At 48.4% G+C, this 19,780-nt stretch carries 16 protein-coding genes; 12 read left to right on the top strand and 4 right to left on the bottom strand.

Going from position 1 to position 19,780, the window contains the following annotated elements; translation table 11 throughout:
• The first annotated feature begins 260 nt into the window (after positions 1–260).
• The 7 genes from ureA (at position 261) to V7051_RS05250 (ending at position 4,797) form a co-directional block, all read left to right on the top strand.
• Positions 261–563: an urease subunit gamma gene (gene ureA / locus V7051_RS05280; protein ID WP_333873961.1), complete on the top strand. Its 303-nt coding sequence runs from the start codon at positions 261–263 to the stop codon at positions 561–563.
• 89 nt (positions 564–652) lie between these two features.
• The gene (locus tag V7051_RS05275; RefSeq protein ID WP_333873962.1) at positions 653–970 is read left to right on the top strand and encodes an urease subunit beta; all 318 of its coding nucleotides are present in this window, start codon (positions 653–655) and stop codon (positions 968–970) included.
• Positions 967–2,670, top strand: a complete 1,704-nt coding sequence (ureC, locus tag V7051_RS05270; protein WP_333873963.1) for an urease subunit alpha — start codon at positions 967–969, stop codon at positions 2,668–2,670. Before V7051_RS05275 ends, ureC begins: the two co-directional genes overlap by 4 nt.
• A 2-nt stretch (positions 2,671–2,672) precedes the next feature.
• Positions 2,673–3,104, top strand: a complete 432-nt coding sequence (gene ureE / locus V7051_RS05265) for an urease accessory protein UreE (protein WP_333873964.1) — start codon at positions 2,673–2,675, stop codon at positions 3,102–3,104.
• A complete protein-coding gene (locus V7051_RS05260) occupies positions 3,094–3,768 on the top strand; it encodes an urease accessory protein UreF (protein WP_333873965.1) in 675 nt (224 codons plus the stop codon). The genes ureE and V7051_RS05260 overlap by 11 nt, the downstream gene beginning before the upstream one ends.
• 8 nt (positions 3,769–3,776) lie before the next feature.
• The gene (gene ureG / locus V7051_RS05255; RefSeq protein WP_333873966.1) at positions 3,777–4,388 is read left to right on the top strand and encodes an urease accessory protein UreG; all 612 of its coding nucleotides are present in this window, start codon (positions 3,777–3,779) and stop codon (positions 4,386–4,388) included.
• A gap of 160 nt (positions 4,389–4,548) precedes the next feature.
• A complete protein-coding gene (locus tag V7051_RS05250) occupies positions 4,549–4,797 on the top strand; it encodes a hypothetical protein (RefSeq protein WP_333873967.1) in 249 nt (82 codons plus the stop codon).
• A gap of 153 nt (positions 4,798–4,950) precedes the next feature.
• Here V7051_RS05250 and V7051_RS05245 read toward each other — a convergent pair whose 3' ends face one another.
• Together V7051_RS05245 and V7051_RS05240 are read right to left on the bottom strand one after the other, a co-directional pair.
• Positions 4,951–5,253, bottom strand: coding sequence for a BON domain-containing protein (locus V7051_RS05245; protein ID WP_333873968.1), 303 nt, complete (start codon positions 5,251–5,253; stop codon positions 4,951–4,953).
• Positions 5,254–5,399: 146 nt separating this feature from the next.
• Positions 5,400–6,941 (bottom strand): CHAD domain-containing protein, encoded by a 1,542-nt coding sequence (locus V7051_RS05240; RefSeq protein WP_333873969.1) that lies wholly within the window; start codon positions 6,939–6,941, stop codon positions 5,400–5,402.
• 225 nt (positions 6,942–7,166) lie between these two features.
• Here V7051_RS05240 and V7051_RS05235 point away from each other — a divergent pair, with 225 nt between their 5' ends.
• From V7051_RS05235 to phoU, 5 genes are all read left to right on the top strand, one after another.
• Positions 7,167–8,150 (top strand): PstS family phosphate ABC transporter substrate-binding protein, encoded by a 984-nt coding sequence (locus V7051_RS05235; RefSeq protein WP_333873979.1) that lies wholly within the window; start codon positions 7,167–7,169, stop codon positions 8,148–8,150.
• A gap of 193 nt (positions 8,151–8,343) precedes the next feature.
• The gene (locus tag V7051_RS05230) at positions 8,344–10,638 is read left to right on the top strand and encodes an ABC transporter permease subunit (RefSeq protein WP_333873970.1); all 2,295 of its coding nucleotides are present in this window, start codon (positions 8,344–8,346) and stop codon (positions 10,636–10,638) included.
• The gene (gene pstA / locus V7051_RS05225) at positions 10,635–12,290 is read left to right on the top strand and encodes a phosphate ABC transporter permease PstA (RefSeq protein WP_333873971.1); all 1,656 of its coding nucleotides are present in this window, start codon (positions 10,635–10,637) and stop codon (positions 12,288–12,290) included. Before V7051_RS05230 ends, pstA begins: the two co-directional genes overlap by 4 nt.
• Positions 12,291–12,294: 4 nt before the next feature.
• On the top strand, positions 12,295–13,128 hold the full coding sequence (gene pstB / locus V7051_RS05220; protein WP_333873972.1) for a phosphate ABC transporter ATP-binding protein PstB: 834 nt from the start codon (positions 12,295–12,297) through the stop codon (positions 13,126–13,128).
• Between the two features lie 23 nt (positions 13,129–13,151).
• Entirely contained in the window at positions 13,152–13,865 is a 714-nt protein-coding gene (phoU, locus tag V7051_RS05215; RefSeq protein ID WP_333873973.1) for a phosphate signaling complex protein PhoU, read from the top strand.
• A 126-nt stretch (positions 13,866–13,991) separates the two neighbouring features.
• Here phoU and recD read toward each other — a convergent pair whose 3' ends face one another.
• Complete coding sequence (gene recD / locus V7051_RS05210; protein ID WP_333873974.1) at positions 13,992–15,680, bottom strand: exodeoxyribonuclease V subunit alpha; 1,689 nt, start codon at positions 15,678–15,680, stop codon at positions 13,992–13,994.
• Positions 15,677–19,210: an exodeoxyribonuclease V subunit beta gene (recB, locus tag V7051_RS05205; RefSeq protein WP_333873975.1), complete on the bottom strand. Its 3,534-nt coding sequence runs from the start codon at positions 19,208–19,210 to the stop codon at positions 15,677–15,679. The genes recD and recB overlap by 4 nt, the downstream gene beginning before the upstream one ends.
• Between the last annotated feature and the right edge of the window lie 570 nt (positions 19,211–19,780).

Here is a 19,780-nt window from a genome sequence, read left to right as displayed (position 1 = left end):
ATGCAGGAGCAATTGCCGAGACACGAAGAGTACGAAGTTTATGTTCATCGTTTACGCAGAGCATCACTACCATTATCGACACTTCGTAGGAGCGGGCCGTGCCCGCGACATTTACATAGCGATTGCGGACTTGTAGCGTTCTCATCGCGGGCGCGGCCCGCTCCTACAAGACCTAACTTAATGGCGATGACGCAGAGCGTGGGAATCATAAACAAAAGTCTGAATAAAATAGAAGTTGAAATAATGACCGGAATAAAACAATGCAACTAACACCACGCGAAAAAGACAAACTGCTGATATTTACCGCAGGCTTGCTGGCCGAACGCCGCAAAGCCAGAGGCCTGAAGCTTAATTATCCGGAAGCCGTGGCTTTTATCAGCGCCGCGATTATGGAAGGTGCGCGCGACGGCCGCACGGTCGCCGAATTGATGGAGTTCGGCCGCACCCTGCTTTACCGCGACGATGTAATGGAAGGCATCGCGGAAATGCTGCCCGATGTGCAGGTTGAAGCGACATTTCCGGACGGCACCAAGCTGGTCACGGTCCATAACCCGATCGAATAACAAGTAGGGCGTGCCGTGCACGCCAATAAGCAGCGGAAATGGCGCGCATGACACGCCCCACGCTATATATGATATATAGGAATAAAACCATGATACCCGGAGAAATCATCCCCGCCTATGGCGACATCGAACTGAACGCAGGCCGCGCGACGATAAACGTGGTGGTTGCGAACAGTGGCGACAGGCCGATTCAAGTCGGCTCGCATTATCATTTTTTCGAAACCAATCCGGCTTTGCAATTCGACCGTGCAGCTACACGCGGATTCAGGCCCGATATTCCAGCCGGTACCGCAGTGCGTTTCGAACCCGGCCAGCAACGCGAAATACAATTGGTGGCGTTTGCCGGATTGCGCCGAATTTACGGTTTCCGCCAGGACGTGATGGGCGCATTGGAGAAAAATCTATGAGCAGGATCAGCAGGCAAGCCTATGCCGATATGTTCGGACCGACCACCGGCGACCGGGTGCGTCTGGGCGACAGCGGCTTGTTTCTTGAAGTCGAAGCCGACCGCACGGTTTATGGTGATGAGGTTAAATTCGGTGGCGGCAAGGTCATCCGCGACGGCATGGGCCAAAGTCAGGTTGATTCCACGCTGGCAATGGATCTGGTAATCACCAATGCGCTGATCGTCGATCACTGGGGCATTATCAAAGCCGATGTCGGCATCAAAAACGGCCGCATTGCCGCCATCGGCAAGGCCGGAAATCCCGATACGCAACAGGGCGTCGATATCGTCATTGGCCCCGGCACCGAAATTATCGCCGGGGAAGGACAAATCCTGACCGCCGGCGGCATTGACGCACATATCCATTTTATTTGTCCGCAGCAAATCGATGAAGCCTTGATGTCCGGCGTGACCACGATGATCGGCGGCGGCACCGGCCCCGCGACCGGCACTAATGCGACGACCTGCACGCCGGGGCCGTGGAATATTCACAGCATGCTGCAATCCTTGGACGGTTTTCCGATGAATTTCGGCTTGCTCGGCAAAGGCAACGCGAGTCTGCCGGTTGCGTTGGAAGAACAGGTTCGTGCCGGAGCGATCGGCTTGAAGCTGCATGAAGACTGGGGCACGACGCCAGCGGCTATCGATTGCTGTCTTTCGGTGGCCGACCGCTTCGACGTGCAAGTCGCGATTCATACCGACACCTTGAACGAATCCGGTTTTGTCGAAGATACTTTTGCCGCGTTCAAAGGCCGCACCATCCACACTTATCATACCGAAGGCGCGGGCGGCGGCCATGCCCCGGATATTATCAGGGCTTGCGGCGAGGCTAATGTGCTGCCGTCGTCAACCAATCCGACCCGGCCTTATACGATCAATACCGTCGACGAGCATCTGGACATGCTGATGGTTTGCCATCACCTTGATCCGGGCATTGCCGAAGACGTGGCGTTTGCCGAATCGCGGATTCGCCGCGAAACCATCGCGGCCGAGGATATTCTGCATGACTTGGGCGCGTTTTCGATGATTTCTTCGGATTCCCAGGCGATGGGCCGGGTCGGCGAAGTCATCATCCGCACCTGGCAGACCGCGCATAAAATGAAGGCGCAGCGCGGTAGTTTGGCGGAAGATTCACCGCGCAACGACAATTTCCGTATCAAGCGTTATATCGCCAAGTACACGATTAACCCGGCTATCAGCCACGGCATCGCGCATGAAGTCGGATCGGTCGAAGTCGGCAAACTGGCCGATTTGGTGTTGTGGAATCCGGCTTTTTTCGCGGTCAAACCCAGCCTGATTCTTAAAGGCGGCTTTATTGCCGCGGCGCCGATGGGCGACCCGAATGCCTCGATTCCAACGCCGCAGCCGGTGCATTACCGGCCGATGTTCGGCTCGTTCGGAAAGACCGCGTCGGCGACTTCGATGTTCTTTTTGCCTAAAGTTGCGGTTGAGTCCGATGTTGCAGGAACTTTAGGGCTTAACAAAAGGATCGGCGTGGTGGCGAATACGCGAACCATCGGCAAGAAGGATTTGATCCATAACCACTACCAACCGCATATCGAAGTCGATCCGCAAACCTATTCGGTCCGCGCCGACGGCCTGCTGCTGACTTGCGAACCGGCCGATGTGCTGCCTTTCGCCCAACGTTATTTTTTGTTTTGACTATGCTGAAACTGACTGAACTGGCTCCGCCGGAGACCGCTACTGACGACGTAGTAACGCTACCGTATGAATCGCGCCAGAAAAGCCGCCTGCTGCTTAAAACCGACAACGGCACCAAAATCGGGCTTTTTTTGCCGCGCGGCCAAGTGTTGCGCAAAGGTTCTGTGCTGACCGGCCCCGACCATTACCGGGTGCTGGTCGATGCGGCGCCGGAATCGCTATCGGTGGTGCGCACCGACGACGCGCTGCAATTCGCCAAGGCTTGTTATCACTTGGGTAACCGCCATGTCGCGTTGCAGATTCTGCCGGGCGAGCTTCGCTTCCTGACCGATCATGTGCTGGATCATATGCTGGAAGGATTGGGCTTAACGGTCACCCATGAAGTGTTGCCTTTCGAGCCGGAGCAAGGCGCGTATCACGGCCATGGTCACTGATCTGGCGTTATTGCGTCTGCTGCAACTGGTCAGTTCCGGCCTGCCGATAGGCATGTACTGCTATTCGCAAGGTTTGGAACGAGCGGTCGATGATGGCTGGATAAACAATGCAAGCGATGCCGATGAATGGCTTAACGGCTTGATGGAGATCTGTTTGACGCGCATCGATTTACCGATTCTGGCGCGGCTTTATGATGCCTGGAAATGCAGTGATATTGAGAGGGTTGAATATTGGAGCGGAACGCTGCTTGCGTGCCGGGAGACTTCCGAATTAAGAGCCGAAGACCGGCACACCGGCCAGGCATTGGCAAGGTTGCTGGATTCGATGGACATAGCCGGTATGCAGCGCTGGATTCGCAAGCCCGAGGCCACGTTGGCTACAATCTTCGCTTTTGCCGCTGTGAACTGGGGCGTACCCAAACGCGAAACCGTGATCGGCTATTTGTGGAGCTGGCTGGAAAACCAGGTGTTATGCGCGGTCAAGCTGGTGCCGTTAGGACAAGTGGCCGGGCAACGATTATTGACAGACTTGGCCGGAAGAATACCGGCTTTAGTCGACGAAGCGCTGAGTATTGCCGATCATGACATCGGCGGCAGCGCGTTCGGCCTGGCCTTGGCCAGTAGCCGGCATGAAATGCAGTATTCCAGATTATTTCGTTCTTGAGAGACTATATGAGCACTAAACAAATATTAAGAGTAGGTATCGGCGGCCCGGTCGGTTCCGGCAAAACCGCATTGGTCGACGCGCTATGCAAGCAAATGCGCGACAATTTCGAAATCGGCGTGGTGACCAATGATATTTACACCAGGGAAGACCAGCAGTTCTTGATTCGCAGCCAGGCGCTACCGGAGGAACGCATCTTGGGCGTTGAAACCGGCGGTTGTCCGCATACCGCAATTCGGGAAGATGCATCGATGAACCTGGCGGCGGTCGATGAGTTAAGCCAGCGTTTTGATAATCTCGACTTCATCATGGTCGAAAGCGGCGGCGATAATCTCAGCGCAACCTTCAGCCCGGAACTGGCCGACCTGACGATTTATGTGATCGACGTTTCGGCCGGCGACAAGATACCGCGCAAAGGCGGGCCCGGCATTACCCGTTCGGACTTGCTGGTCATCAACAAGATCGATCTGGCGCCTTATGTCGGTGCATCGCTGGAGGTCATGGATCGCGATGCGCGTAAAATGCGCGGTGAACGGCCGTTTGTGTTCACCAATTTGAAAACCCAAGAAGGTCTTCAAGCGGTTGAAGATTTCATTATTCAAGCCGGAATGCTGGATTAACAATGTGCACTTGAGTGTTACTTCGTACCGTTTGCCTGTATGAACTCAGGCAAACTGCTCTGAAACTTTAGTGTCATCTTATTGTCTTATAACTGTCATCTAAATTTAATTGTAATGTTGCATAATCAGCCGAGACTTAACGCACTGAAGAGGCATATTTATGATTATCAATTGGGTGGCGACCAAGGCGCAGCTGTTTTTACCGGAGCAGGATGACGAGCTTAACGTCGGCTTTGACTTTGCCTTAAGCCCTGAAATTATGAATTTGCTTTATGCTCAAAATGACCGCAGCATGGATGCAGGAGATAGAGAAGCAATTGCCGAGACCGGTCAACAGGAGGCTGAAGACGCCAACGCGACATTTGTAACTCGATTTGTATTGGATGAGCATGAGCTGGCGTTAGCCTGATGCAAGCCGGATACGGCTGTATGATTAATAGACAGGGTAACGCAGGAACCGTTACCGATGATTGCCTGTATAAATATATTTTCTAACGTATTTATTTTGACTGCTTTTTTAATATCTGCATTGCCCACATCCGTGTGGATTATACAACTGCGATTATTTCACAATTAAGCTGTTATTAACCGATTTAACGCCTTTAACCTTTCTCGTCAGTTCCACCGCTCTATTCGCAGCAGACGCGGAATCCACAAACCCGCTTAGCTGAACGACGCCTTTAAAAGTTTCAACATTGATTTGTAACAGTTTAAGCGATGAATCGCCCAATATCGAAGTTTTCACCTTAGTAGTCAGGGCGGAATCATCCAGATATTCCCCGGTACTTTCATATGTAGCGCCTCCGGCGCAACCGGCAATCAACATGACCAACAAAAAACCTATTATCAGCTTGAATCTACTCATAGTATTTAACCCTTATAGTTTAATTAGGCGTAAGTTTGAAAAATGATTATTTCTGACATTCGACATCATTGCTCCCGATCTACCCATGCTGAAATAATTCCATTGATAAATAATACAATAATCTCGGGTGGATGTATTCTACACACTCAATGCTGATGGTTGTGCGGCTTTGCCGGAGCGAAAAGCAATTTAAAGACCGACCGGTTTTCTTCCTGCTTAAAGTCTTCAAATCTTGATGCGAAGTCTTCGCGGGCACGGCATCGATGGGCATCAAGGTCTTGAACCAGTACGCCCATAGCTAAAAAGGTATTGGCATGGGTGTTAAGCGCCATCATTTCTTCGCTGAACAATTTTAGATTGTGCTCTTGAACGGCATAATCCTGAAAGTCCCCCAACACTTCCTGAAGTCCTTTCAGATTTTTAATCAGGTACTTTATTTGCTGTTCCGGATAAAGGCTTTGGAAGAATTCCATCAAATAGCGCAGTTTTTTACAGGATTTTCTTAAGTCATGTAATGCCTCGCTCGGTGATGAGTCGGTAATCGACTCGCCTTCTTCCAATACGCGAGTAAAAACTTTCCATATTCTCCGGTCTGCCAGTTCCTTAATGGTCAGTTTGGCATTTTGCTCAAGCGGTTTTTTATAGGAGGGTTCTTTAAGATACTGTTCCCATTCAGCCAGGGTGGACAGATATTTGGTCGATTGCAGTTTTTTTGCCAGTTCTTTCTGGGCTTTTTGCTGTTTAGACAGCAAAAAATCATATAAGGGATTGATATCTTCCCTGATTGAAGCGGGCAGGCTGTTTTTATAACTCTCAAAACTCAACAGATAAACATCCAAGTCCCGTGTTGGTCCGGTGATCTGTCCCAGCCAGGAGAAAAAATCGGTGTAGTAGGCGCTGATGTTAGCGGGCAGTATGCCTTTAATTTGACTGAGTCCTGCACGGGTTCTTCTGATTGCCACTCTAAAATCGTGCAAAAATTCGCTGTCGGTGTCGGCGATAGTGCCCTGCTCGTTGACTTTGATGGCTTTTAGCAGGTGACTGTAAATATATTTGCCGGCGATATCGGCACGCATGTCAGGGTCCAGGTTGATATTCAGTTTTGATGAATAATCCTTAGGCTTGCGTCCCTGAAATTGCAATGCTGTTTGCAGAACGGGTTTATCCGTGGCCGTTAAACCCAGTGTCGTTGTCAATATCTCAATGATATGTTCAACGGCCTTATCGTAACCTCTTACCGATTGCAGCGAAACACGGTTATTGAATTGGCCGTACTCTTCAATTAACAAGCGCAGTATGGTCTTTTCATCTTTATTGATGACGTTCAGATGATAGATTTGATAATCCAGCGTGCAAACGGGTAATAATGCGCGCATTTCCAATAGCGGCGCCAAGGTATCGCTTATTATCCCAGGCTCGAATTCTTGGCTGAATAAAGGCGCTTTCTTAAGTGTTGACTCGGCAATAACCGAATCATTTTTAAGGGATCTCAAGGTTAAGAATGAAGCGGATTTTGATTGGTTAAATTCGTAAATGATGTCATTTGAGTATAAGCGCCAGTCAAAGCTGTCGTAATAGGTTTTACAGCAAGACTGCCGTGAAGCCGGCTTGATGGTCGCCTCATGGCTTAATTTGGCGATAAAGTTTTCAGCGGTTAAATCTACCGGAAATTCAAATTGTAAGGACATATATTAAAGTGTGTAATTCCAGGAATAATCTGATTAATGAGCCCTCAAGCGTAACAGCCCAGTATTAATATTTAATGACACGAATATGAATTGCCCGGCAAAAAGGTTACTGTAATAATGTTTTTTCGCTTAAGGCTGAGCATAACAAAAAATGCTGCGCTGTAATATCCTTGTCATATTCTATTTACATAATAGCGTCACTTTAAATTATTTTGAGAGTTCATGATGAAATTATCTTTTAAAACTAAATCGTTAGTTACTGCGATGGGTTTTGGTATCACTGCATTAGTCAGTGGTGTTGCAGGCGCAGTACAAACTGTTGATTCCGGTGTTCCCGAATATCAAAAAGCCAGCGGTATTTCAGGCAACTTATCCAGTGTCGGTTCTGATACCTTGGCCAACCTGATGACATTATGGGCTGAAGAATTCAACCGCGCTTATCCTAACGTCAACATTCAAATTCAGGCGGCGGGCTCTTCTACAGCGCCTCCTGCGCTGACCGAAGGCACCTCAAACCTGGGCCCTATGAGCCGCGAAATGAAAGATGACGAACTTGAAGCTTTCGAAGATAAATACGGCTACAAGCCTACCGCTATTCCGGTCGCTATTGATGCCTTGGCGGTTCTTGTTAACAAGGACAACCCCGTCAAGGGCTTAACCATGGAACAAGTTGATTCAATTTTCTCTTCAACCAATAAATGCGGCGGCGAAAAAAGCATTGAAACATGGGGTGACGCCGGTGTTGCCGTTTGGGGATCAAAAAGCATTCAGTTATACGGTCGTAACTCGGTTTCCGGCACTTACGGTTATTTCAAAGAACACGCTTTATGCAAAGGCGACTTTAAAAACAACGTAAACGAGCAACCCGGTTCAGCTTCCGTCGTTCAATCCGTCACTTCATCGGTTAATGGCATCGGTTACTCCGGCATGGGTTATACCACATCGGGCGTCAAGATGGTTCCTTTGGCAAAGAAAGGCAGCAAGACTTTTGTTGATGCAACACCTGAAAATGCAATTGCGGGCACTTATCCTTTGACACGTTACTTGTATATTTACGTTAACAAGAAGCCGAATCAGCCGCTGGCGCCGTTAGACAATGAGTTCATCAAAATGGTGTTGTCCAAAACCGGTCAGCAAGTGGTTATAAAAGACGGCTATATCCCTCTGCCTGCGAAAGTTGTTGATAAGGTACTGGCTACGCTTAAATAAAGATTAAGGATTGGATTGAGGTCACGCAAGGATGCGTAAACAAGGATGTTGGTTTAGTGTGTTGTTATCTTCCCCCTCAGAAAGTAAAGGCGCATCGAACAAAAATACGGCTAAGGTTTGCTTTGTGAATCTTGGCCGTTTTTTTTGTTTTTTTGTTATATCATAGTTTCATTTAATTTCTAGTATTTTCAGTATGTCAGAAATAAATACATCCATAACCCCCTCCTCCATAAAAATCAGTTCCGGTGAATATCATCAGCGCTGGCGACTCATAAAAGATGCATTGGCACGCTATGGTGTAATAGCCGGTGGTCTGGGTGTAATTGTCGCGATCGTACTGATTTTCTTTTATTTGCTGTATGTGGTTTATCCGCTGTTTATATCGGCCAGTGCAGAATCGGTCAGTGAATACGCGGTGCCGGAACAGGCGCAGGGCAACACCTTGCTGCTGGAGATCGAAGAGCAAAATGAAGTAGGCGCCCGGTTTACCGACAGCGGACAAGTGGTATTTTTTGACGCCGCTAACGGAAAAACGGTATTGACACAGGCGGTGGCAATACCGGCGGGTACACATATCACCAGCTTTGCCCAAGGCAGCCCTATCAATGAAGGCGCAGTCATTTACGGTTTATCCGATGGACGGGCGGTTATTGTTAAACATCAATATAAAGTCACTTATCCGAACAATGTGCGGGTTATTACACCATCGCTTAAATACCCGTTAGGCGAACAACCTTTGGTGCTGGACGATTCCGGTGCCGCTTTGGACAAAATCGCGGTTAAAGTTGGCGAGAATGCGACGACGATAGTCGCAAAATCGGCTGATATGCCGGAGGCTCCCGGTAAAATCCATTTAATCAATTTCCAAAAAGAACAATCATTGTTTGCCGATGAGGCCGCCTTAACGCGTACGGATTCAGTTCTGGAACAGCCGGCGGGGGGCGTTGCGGATATCTTAATCGATAAGGATGAATCCAACCTATACATGATCAGCAAAGACGGTCAGCTCGGTTTTTTTGATATTAGCGACAAGAGCAATCCTGCTATCAGACAGCAACAGAATGTGGTGGATGCCGGGCAAAAAGTCACCAGCGTGACTTTTTTAAATGGCGACCTTTCGCTGATGGTAGGAGACTCCAGCGGTCTGGTCTCACAGTGGAGCATGGTTAAAGACAAGTTGAACCGCCCCGCCATGCAAAAAATCAGGGCATTTAAAGTGTCTGATAAAGCGGTCGTTGCGATCAATTCCGAACAGCGCCGTAAAGGCTTTATGACCACGGATGCCGACGGCGTCGTTGGCATTTATCATTCAACCTCTGAAAGAGAAATGATTAAAGAACGCGTCAGCGATGCGTTGCCAACCGCAGCGGTTTTGTCGCCGAGAGCGAATGCACTGTTGGTGCAGTCAGCAGATGGCAAAATGCATTTCTGGCATATCGATAATGAGCATCCAGAGGTTTCTATCCGGTCGCTTTGGCAGAAAGTCTGGTATGAAAGCTATCCAAAGCCCGATTATGTCTGGCAGTCTTCTTCAGCAAACAGTGATTTTGAACCTAAATACAGTTTAACGCCGCTGGTTTTCGGCACTCTGAAAGCGGCATTTTATGCCATGTTGGTAGCCGTACCCCTGGCGCTGATGGGGGCGATTTATACCGCTTATTTTATGACTCCGCGTATGCGGCAGTACGTGAAGCCTTTTATTGAAATCATGGGCGCATTGCCGACGGTTATTTTAGGGTTTCTTGCCGGTCTTTGGCTGGCTCCGTTCATGGAAGAGCATCTGGCAGGATTTTTTGCACTGTTGATGATAGTTCCTGTCGGCGTCATGCTGTTTGCTTTTGCTTGGGAATTTGTGCCCAAAGCCATAACTGATAATCTTTCGGAAGGTTGGGATGCCGCTATATTGATCCCAGTCATTTTACTCAGCGGCTGGTTCGCCTTTAAGGTAAGCGTGCCTTTGGAAACATTTTTGTTCCACGGCACTTTGCGCGACTGGTTTAAGGCTGAGTTGGGCATAGGCTATGACCAGCGCAATGCGCTGGTGGTCGGCGTGGCGATGGGATTTGCGGTTATTCCAACCATTTTTTCAATCGCCGAAGATGCCATTTTCAGCGTACCGAAACATTTGACCGTGGGCTCTCTGGCGCTGGGGGCTACCCCTTGGCAAACCATGGTCAGGGTTGTGCTGTTAACTGCGAGTCCCGGTATTTTTTCCGCGGTGATGATCGGTTTCGGCCGCGCCGTTGGGGAAACCATGATTGTGTTAATGGCAACTGGAAATACGCCGGTGATGGATTTAAGCGTTTTTCAGGGCTTACGTACCCTGGCTGCCAATATCGCGGTGGAAATGCCGGAATCGGAAGTGGACAGTACACATTATCGGGTCTTGTTTTTAGCGGCCCTAGTGTTGTTTATGTTTACCTTTGTTTTTAACACGCTGGCCGAAGTCATTCGTCAGCGCTTACGTGAAAGATATAGCTCATTATGATCAGATTATGGTTTAAAAGCGGTACTCCCTGGGTATGGCTCAATGCGGCGGCAGTCAGTACCTGCCTTATTATGGTGGTTGGTGTGCTGGGCTTGATTTTAGTGCGTGGAGCCGGCCACTTCTGGCCGTCCCAAGTTGTACAGTTCACCTATCAGGAACCGGACGGACAATTCCAGACAATTATCGGCGAACATATCGATACCAGTATTACCCCGGCCGTGATGGCCAAGTCAACCGGCTATGCAATGGCCGATGATGAAGATACTCTGGTGCAATACTTGATTAAAACCGGTAACCGGGATATTACCGGTACTGATTTTCGCTGGATATTGGAACGGAATGTTAAGCAGCAACAGTCTCCTGACGACCTGATGGTGATTGAACGGCGGGAATGGGGTAATTTTTACGGCCAACTGGTTGCGGTCAAGGAAAACGGCAAGATTATCGCTGAAGGCGCACAAGCCTGGCCCGCTGTTCAAACGAGATTAGATGAAGCTTTAACGGTTTTTAAGAAAATAGCCCATCTGGAAAAAAAGGAAGTCGGAGCGATCAACTATAGTCTGGAACAGTTAAGACTTAAACAAAAAAGACTGCAATTGAAAAATCGCTGGGATGCGGCAGCCGAGCAACAGATAGCCGCCGAAAAGACCGACCTGGAAGTTGAATATAAAGAATATCAAACGCAATTAAGTGAGCTGTATCGACAAATTAGACGGGATAGCCTGGTCGCTAAAACCGAAAGCGGCAGTGAGGTTGAAATTCCATTGGCTAAAGTAGTCAGGGTTTTCCAGCCGAACACCATGAGCTCGTTCGATAAAATCAAGCATTATGGCGTTAAGGTGGTTGAGTTTTTAACTGATGATCCGCGTGAAGCCAATACTGAAGGGGGAATTTTCCCGGCTATTTTCGGTACGGTCATGATGGTATTGATGATGTCGGTTATCGTAACCCCGTTTGGCGTCATTGCCGCGGTATATTTACGCGAATATGCAAAACAAGGCTTTATTACCCGATTAATCAGGATTTCAGTTAACAATCTGGCGGGGGTTCCCTCCATTGTTTACGGCGTATTCGGCTTGGGCTTTTTTGTCTATATCCTGGGCGGTAACATCGACCGGCTGTTTTATCCGGAAGCATCGCCCGCGCCGGTCTACGGCACACCAGGGTTGCTGTGGGCTTCAATCACGCTGGCTTTATTGACTTTGCCGGTGGTTATTGTTTCAACGGAAGAAGGCTTGGCCCGTATTCCCAGATCGATACGCGAAGGCAGTCTGGCGTTGGGCGCAACCAAACTGGAAACCCTATGGCTGACGGTATTGCCGATGGCAAGCCCTGCGATGATGACCGGATTGATTCTGGCTGTGGCACGGGCGGCAGGCGAAGTAGCTCCGTTAATGCTGGTCGGTGTCGTTAAGCTGGCGCCCACGTTACCGCTGGACGGCAATTATCCATTTTTGCATTTAGACAGAAAGTTTATGCATCTAGGTTTTCATATTTATGATGTCGGTTTTCAAAGCCCCAATGTTGAGGCGGCGAGACCGTTGGTTTATGCAACATCATTACTGTTGGTACTGGTCATTGTTGGGCTGAATTTATCAGCCATTTTAATCAGAAACCATTTGCGAGAAAAATACCGAGCATTAGAAGGTTAAAGACATGACAACACAACAAGTACGCACACATACCATTGATGTAAGTTCAGTTTTACGTGAAAAGAAAGGAATGGACGAGCAGAATGAAACCTGTATCAAAGTAGAAAATTTAAATCTTTTCTACGGGGAAAAGCAGGCTTTGCATGGCGTTAATATGGAAATGGCCAAGAAAAAAGTAACCGCCTATATCGGCCCCAGCGGCTGCGGCAAATCGACACTGCTGCGTTGCATCAACCGGATGAATGACCTGGTCGATAACGTGACCATCGAAGGCAGGATATTGCTGGATAGTGATAATATTTACGACAAATCCGTTAATGTGGCCGCTTTACGCAGACGCGTCGGCATGGTATTTCAAAAGCCCAATCCTTTCCCCAAATCGATCTTCGAGAATGTCACTTACGGCCTTAGAATTCAGGGCATTAATGACAAACGGATATTGGAAGAAACGGTTGAAAACTCCTTACGCGGCGCAGCGCTGTGGGACGAAGTCAAAGACCGCCTGAATGATAACGCCTTGGGCTTGTCAGGTGGACAGCAGCAACGTCTGGTGATTGCCAGAGCGATTGCGATAGAACCCGAAGTATTATTGCTTGATGAGCCTGCGTCGGCGCTGGATCCTATTTCAACATTAAAAATTGAAGAGCTGATCAATGAGCTTAAAGAAAAATATACTATAGTCATTGTGACGCATAACATGCAGCAGGCTGCCCGGGTTTCGGACTACACTGCGTTTATGTATATGGGCGAATTGATTGAAATGGGCACAACCAGCGAGTTATTTACCAATCCTCGCAAGAAACAAACCGAAGATTACATTACCGGTCGATACGGCTAACTGGACAAGCAAAGGAGCAAGCAATGGACAACAGCAAAATAGGGCAACATATCTCAGGCCAGTTTAATAAAGAGCTGGAAGATGTGCGCAATAAAGTTTTAACCATGGGCGGACTGGTTGAACAGCAGATCGAACTCGCTGTAACGGCCTTCTCGACCGGGGACGTGGAAATGGCCGAACTGGTTATCAAACAGGATAATCAGGTCGATGCACTGGAAATGGCTATCGATCAGGAATGTATGCAGATTTTTGCGCTGAGGCAGCCTGCGGCATTCGATTTAAGGTTATTAATCACCGTCATCAAGGTTGTCAATGAGCTTGAGCGCGTCGGCGACATGGCCGAACGCATCGCCGAAATGGCAATACAATTGTCGAATACTGACAACAAGCATGACCAATATTACGAACTGGAACACATGGCGGAATTGGTTCAGGAAATGCTTCATGGCGCTCTGGACGTATTTGCCCGAATGAATGTCGAGGACGTCACTACGATTACCGGTTTGGATGAAAATGTCGATCGTGAATACGGCAGTATTATCCGGCAGCTGATTACCCGGATGATGGAAGACCCGAGAAATATCACCAGAATGTTGGATGTACTCTGGATTGCCCGTTCGCTGGAAAGAATCGGCGACCATGCCTGCAATATTTGTGAGAGTTTGGTTTATATGGTCAAAGGCGAAGATGTGCGGCATTTGACCCAGGAAGAACTGGAAAGGAAGATGAAAGAATAAGAGGGATCGTAAGCCGGAATAAGCCGGTTCGAGCGTCAGCGAGAACAGGCGTTGCCTACATGGATGTAGGTAAGGGGCGTGAGCAGGAGCGGAAGCTTTTCCGGCGCCAGCTAAAATAAAACCTTTTCAGCTTGTAAACTTATCAACCAATCCAGTAACTCTTTCGATTTTTTGCCTGACTGTCGCAGAAAATACCGCCTCACTTGCTACCAGTTTGATAGCTTTCTTTGCTCGGGTAATCGCCGTGTACAGTAATTCTTTGGTTAACACAGGGTTGATGATTTCGGGTAGGACGATCAACACTTCCTCGAATTCAGAGCCTTGGCTTTTATGTATGGTCATCGCAAAAACGGTTTCGCAATGCGGTATGCGCGCAGGCAGGTATTTTTTGATACTGCCGTCGGCGCGTTGGAAAAATACCATCAGTTGTCCTGAGGAGCCTGTCGAAGGAACGCTGTCCTGCATGCAAATACCGATATCGCCATTATAAAGATTCAGCGCCGGGTTGTTTTGCGTGACCATGACCGGCCGCCCCGCATACCATAAACCGGACAAGTCGATGCGCTTTTGCTCGGCCAGTTTTTGCTCAACCCGATAATTGATGTCGGCAACACTGTTTTTCCCCTGCCGGTTGGAACACAGCACCTGAAAACGGCTAAACGCCTGAAAAATAGGCTCAAATTCGGCGTTGGCTTTAATCAACTGCAAATACTCCGCTTGCTGTGCGGCTACATAATCGATCAAATCTTCATGCAGGCATTGCACGGCTTCGTCTCCACCATCGGATAAAATTTGCCAGGCAAGTTGATCCTGCTGAAGGTTGACCGCTTCGGCCAACTCTTTTATAGCGCCGCCGAAACGGTGCGATGTCTTTAACGTGTAGACGTTGTTTTGCAAAGTCTCGGCCATCGCTAAATCGGCTAACACCGCGCCGGATTCGACCGAAGCCAGCTGATCCTTGTCACCCAATAAGATCAAGCGCGCACCGGGCTTTATCGCGTCAAGCAATTTGCTCATCAAGGCCAGATCGACCATGGATGCTTCGTCAACCACAACCAAGTCATAAACCAACGGTTTATCTGCATGATGCCGGAAATATGAAGAGGGCGGCATCGCGCCCAACAAGCGGTGCAAGGTGGTTACGGTTTCCGGGATGCGATTTTTTATCGCGTCCGGACACGGCAATTTCGTCTTGCTAAAACCGATCGACTCCTGAAGACGCATGGCTGCTTTTCCGGTCGGCGCCGCTAATGCAATATGCAGCGGTTGTTCCGCCAATTCCTGCAATAACGCCAGGATTTTAACGACGGTAAATGTTTTTCCGGTGCCCGGGCCGCCGGTTATGATGCAGAAAGACTGTTGCGCCGCCATTTTTGCCGCTTCACGCTGATCGTCGGCTCCAGCTATCGCATCCGGAAAATAACGATCCAGCATCGCGTCGAGTTTTTCAATCGATTGTTCGGCCTGGGTCATTGCCTTGATCTGCATCGCCAGCCGGTTTTCATAATTCCAGTAGCGGTGCAGATACAGGCGATCCTGTTCGATGACCAGCGGTAAGGGATTGAGTTGGTTTTCAAGGTTGGTCTCTACCAGTCCTGAAGCAAGCAGCAATGTTCGGGCATTGTCATCTATTTGAATGCAACTGTGACCCTGGTTTTGCTCGTAAGAGGCTGTCATCGCGATGGTTTCAAAAGCCTGCTTTTGTATCGGGTCTAAGCCGGTGCGCTGACTCAGAAAGCGGGCAAAGGCAATATCCAAACGGCTAAATGATCTGGGTTCGGTTTGCGTTCCTGCACTCAAATCGTAATCTATCAATTATCACCCCCAAACAACGCCGCCAACGCTTCAACCCGTTCCAAATCGGGCCTATCCTGATAAACGCCGCTCATCGGCTGATCCGGCCGCATGCCGCGCACGAACAGATAACGCACACCGCCGAAATGGGTTTCGTAATCATAATCCGGCAATCGCGTTTGTAAGTAACGATGCAGCACTACCGTGTAGATCCAATATTGCAAGCCGTAATTATGTTCGCGCATCGCATGGGTCAAGCTTTCGGGGCTGTAATCCTGCAGGCCGTTGGTTTTGTAATCCATCACATAATAACGGCTTTCTGCTGAACTTGGATACGCGCAGATAAGATCGATAAATCCAGTCAGATAACCGCACATCTGCTTGGCGGTCAACGGCTGAAAAGCCGGTGTGTCGCGCAGAATATGATTAATCTGGGCGGCGTCCATCATTTGCATCGATAAGTAAAACGGCATTTCCTTTAGACACTGCTGTTCCATCAGATTCATCAGGCAAAAATCGGTATGGGTTGCAGACAGCGGTGTTGAAACCACCGCTTGCAACAGTTCATCAAGCAAAGCCGGGCGTTCCAGTTTTAAGCCGTAGCGTTGGCAAGCCTTGTCCCGCTGCAATGTAATATCCTTACGCTGGGCTAGTTCGATGAATGCATTATTTTCCAGCAGATCATGCACGACATTGCCGGTATGCGCGCCTCGAGGTAATTCCATTACTGCATTACCGGGTTCAGGCTTGACGGTGAGCATCTGTTCTCCGGCCTTATCTTCCGGCAACTCCGGCGCATCATGCTGGCTTAATGCAGACAAAGCCGTGTAGCTGCTCATCTGCCAGCGGGTATATAGCGATCTTTTACGCTTTTTTGCCTGTAATTGGGCGTGTACGACCGATTTTTGATAGCTTCCGTTTAACTCACCCTGCACTTCCAGCAAGCGGTAGGCAAAAGCCTGCCCGGCCTGATCCTGAAAGCTTTTCAGTTTTGCCTGTTGCCGGGAAAAATCGGCTTCAGCAAATTCAAGCAGCCAAGCCATCGACGAATCATTCGTCGTGTCCTGAGAACGTACGTCGCCCCAAGCAATATAACAGCGGTATTTGGCGCGGGTAACCGCGACGTAGAACACCCGCAAATCCTCGGCCAGCTCTTCGTCTAACGCCAGTTTGCGGTATCGATCAAAATCCCCTGACCCCAAATCGACTATGGTCCAGCCATTTTCATGACACCTGATCAACGATCGTTCGCTGTTTAAACGATCGCTACGTTGCCAAAGATAAGGGCAAAATACGATTGAATATTCCAGGCCCTTGGAGCGATGCATGGTGACAATTTTGACCGCATCGTCATCGCTTTCAAGACGCAACTGCTGCTCTTCGATGCTACTTTCTTTAACAATCGCATTGCATAGCCAGTCCAGGGTTTTATTGATGCCCAGATGCTCATCAACGGCAGCCTGTTGTACCAGTTCGATAAGATGATACAGATTAGTTAATTGCCTTTCCGCCATCAATGTTTTAGAGATGCCTGCCCTGATTTTTTCTTCACGAAACAAATGCTGCATCATCGCCATTAATCCGTTCTGCTGCCAGTTCTGATAATAGTTCAGAAACCGCGACATCCAGGCGTCGAGTTCTATTTCGTTGTTGCTAAGCTGATAGACCGTTTGGCCATCCAAATCAAACCAGTCCAGCGTCAGCGCTTGCTTGAGTAGACCGCCATCACCGGGCTGAGCGACAGCCTGCAACAGGCTGTATAAATCGGCCGCTTCCTGCGAAGCAAAAACCGATTCCGTGCTGTTTAACACTGAAGGTACACCAACCAGGCGCAATGCTGCCTGATAGTCTCTGGCCTGGGTATTGGTTCTTACCAGAATCGCAATGTCTTTGGGGTGCAAAGCTCGATTCATCGGCTGCAATGCGTAATCACCTGTCAACAACTCGGCTATTTCATTAACAACGGCAATCCTGATTTCCTCGGCCGCCTTGCCCGCAGTCCAGTACCCCGTTTTACTATCGCTTTCAGGTAACTGCCACAACATCATCGGCGGCATTGCTTGTCCTGCTTGATGTAGTTCGCCGTTATCTGCCGACAAGCCAGGCTTTACGTCAATAAATTCCAGACCATCCAGAAAAAAGGCTCGCTCTCTTTGAAACAATGCATTGACTGCATCGACCAATTTCGGATGCGATCGCCAATTTTTGCCTAAGGTAAATTGATGCTCGGCCTGCTTTTGCGCATCCAGATACGAATAAATATCCGCACCGCGAAATTTATAAATTGCCTGTTTGGGATCGCCGATTAAATATAAATACTGGCTGGGAGCGGCAAATAATGAGGAAAAAATAAACCACTGGCTGTCATCGGTATCCTGAAATTCGTCGATCAAGGCGACTTCAAAACGCTGTTGTAATTCAGCCGTCAGCAGTTCGCCTTTTTCGCTTTGCAACGCCTCAGCCAAGCGGCTGATTAAGTCATCGAACGACAGTACATTAAGCAGTTGCAAGCGTTTATCCATCTCCTCGCGCAAATGGTCTAACAGTGTTTTGCGAAATACCAGGGCAATTTGTGTAAACGCCAACGCCAGCGCATCGAAAACAGAGGTATCTATCGCTAATTCAGCTAGATACTCGGCCTTACGCTGCTCGCCGGTATGGGTTTTATTGGCTCTGAATTTACCGCCATGCAGGGCTTCCATCAAACCGTTTCCGGTCAATAAGGCAAACGCTTCAGCATCGGGAATGCATGTGGTGGCACCATGCAGCCACGCACTTAGCGATTTATAGTGATAATCGAATGCATCGGTATAACTAGTCTTGAATTTTCCGTCGGCGAAACAATGCCGTAAAGTATTTGCACATAGGTCACCGGAGTCTTTAGCCAAGTCCGCTTGCCGTTGTAATTCTTTTAATGTGATCTCCAAGCTCTGACAATCCGGATAGATTTGAGCTTGAAAGCCGTTACCGGGAAAGGCGGCAATGCTGGCAAACAAAGCATCCGGGGTGTTAAAGCCCGCCGTTAATACCTCAACCTCCCACGCCGAACGTTGGTATACCTGCTTACGCCAAAAATCATCTACACAAGCCTGTTTAATATCCGCCAAATCGCCGGTTAATTCGGCATCGAATAATTGCCCACTTTCCAGCGCATGTTCCCTTAAAACACGTTGACAGAAACCATGAATGGTAAAAATTCCGGCTTGGTCTATATTCAGCAGCGCCATTTGAAGACGTTGCTTGACCAGTTCCGGCTCTATATCCAGATTAGCCAGCCAGACGATAATATTCTTGTCGATGTTTTCGGCATGCCCATCCAAAGCTCGCCTAGCCTCTGCCAATCTGCATCGCACGCGGTCTTTAAGCTCTTCGGTTGCCGTTTTGGTAAATGTGACCACCAGCAATTTTTCAATGGAAATACCCTGCTCGACTACAAAACGTAGCACCAGCATCGCTATAGCATAGGTTTTCCCTGTTCCGGCGCTGGCTTCAATCAGGTTTACGCCCTTCAGAAGCTCGGTTTGAACCGGATCGAAATTATTAATTTTCATGCTTAAATATTCCATGCTATTTGGAGTTGGCATCCAAGTCGAACCACATCATATTTATTTTATCTTGGTCCAATGTTTAATTATGTTTTCCATAGTAAGCTTCCTGCCAGTGGAATTGATAGGTGACTTTGCTAATTTTTAGCTGTTTTCCGCATTCAAATTTAATAATCAAGCACATGTACGCTTTTCCACAGTTTTTGTGGATAACTCTGTGTATAAGATATAGATAACGTTATTCAGACCCGATTAAACCTATCTGTTGTTTAGATTGTATCATTTTTATACAGAAGATTAATATTTTTATAATCAATAGGTTACATTTATAGATTTTAAGGTTAGGCGTCTGCATTAAAGGGATTTCGGTATTTATTGTCCCAAACTCAATCTGTGCATAAACAGCATGATAAACCTATGAATTAAGTTAACCATGGCATTTGTTATTATGCTTAACTGAGCATAATGAGCTGCGCTCAACAGTTGGAAAAACTCAGGTCAAAAAAAAACCCAAGCGATGAGGCTTGGGTTTTTAGGATAAGAGCTTGGCGATTCCCTACTTTCGCATGGCAAACT

This window comes from Methylobacter sp. (assembly GCF_036845245.1).
Lineage (GTDB): Bacteria > Pseudomonadota > Gammaproteobacteria > Methylococcales > Methylomonadaceae > Methylobacter_A.
The sequence above is the reverse complement of the archived record's forward strand: the minus strand, read 5'-3'. Positions and strand labels throughout refer to the sequence as shown.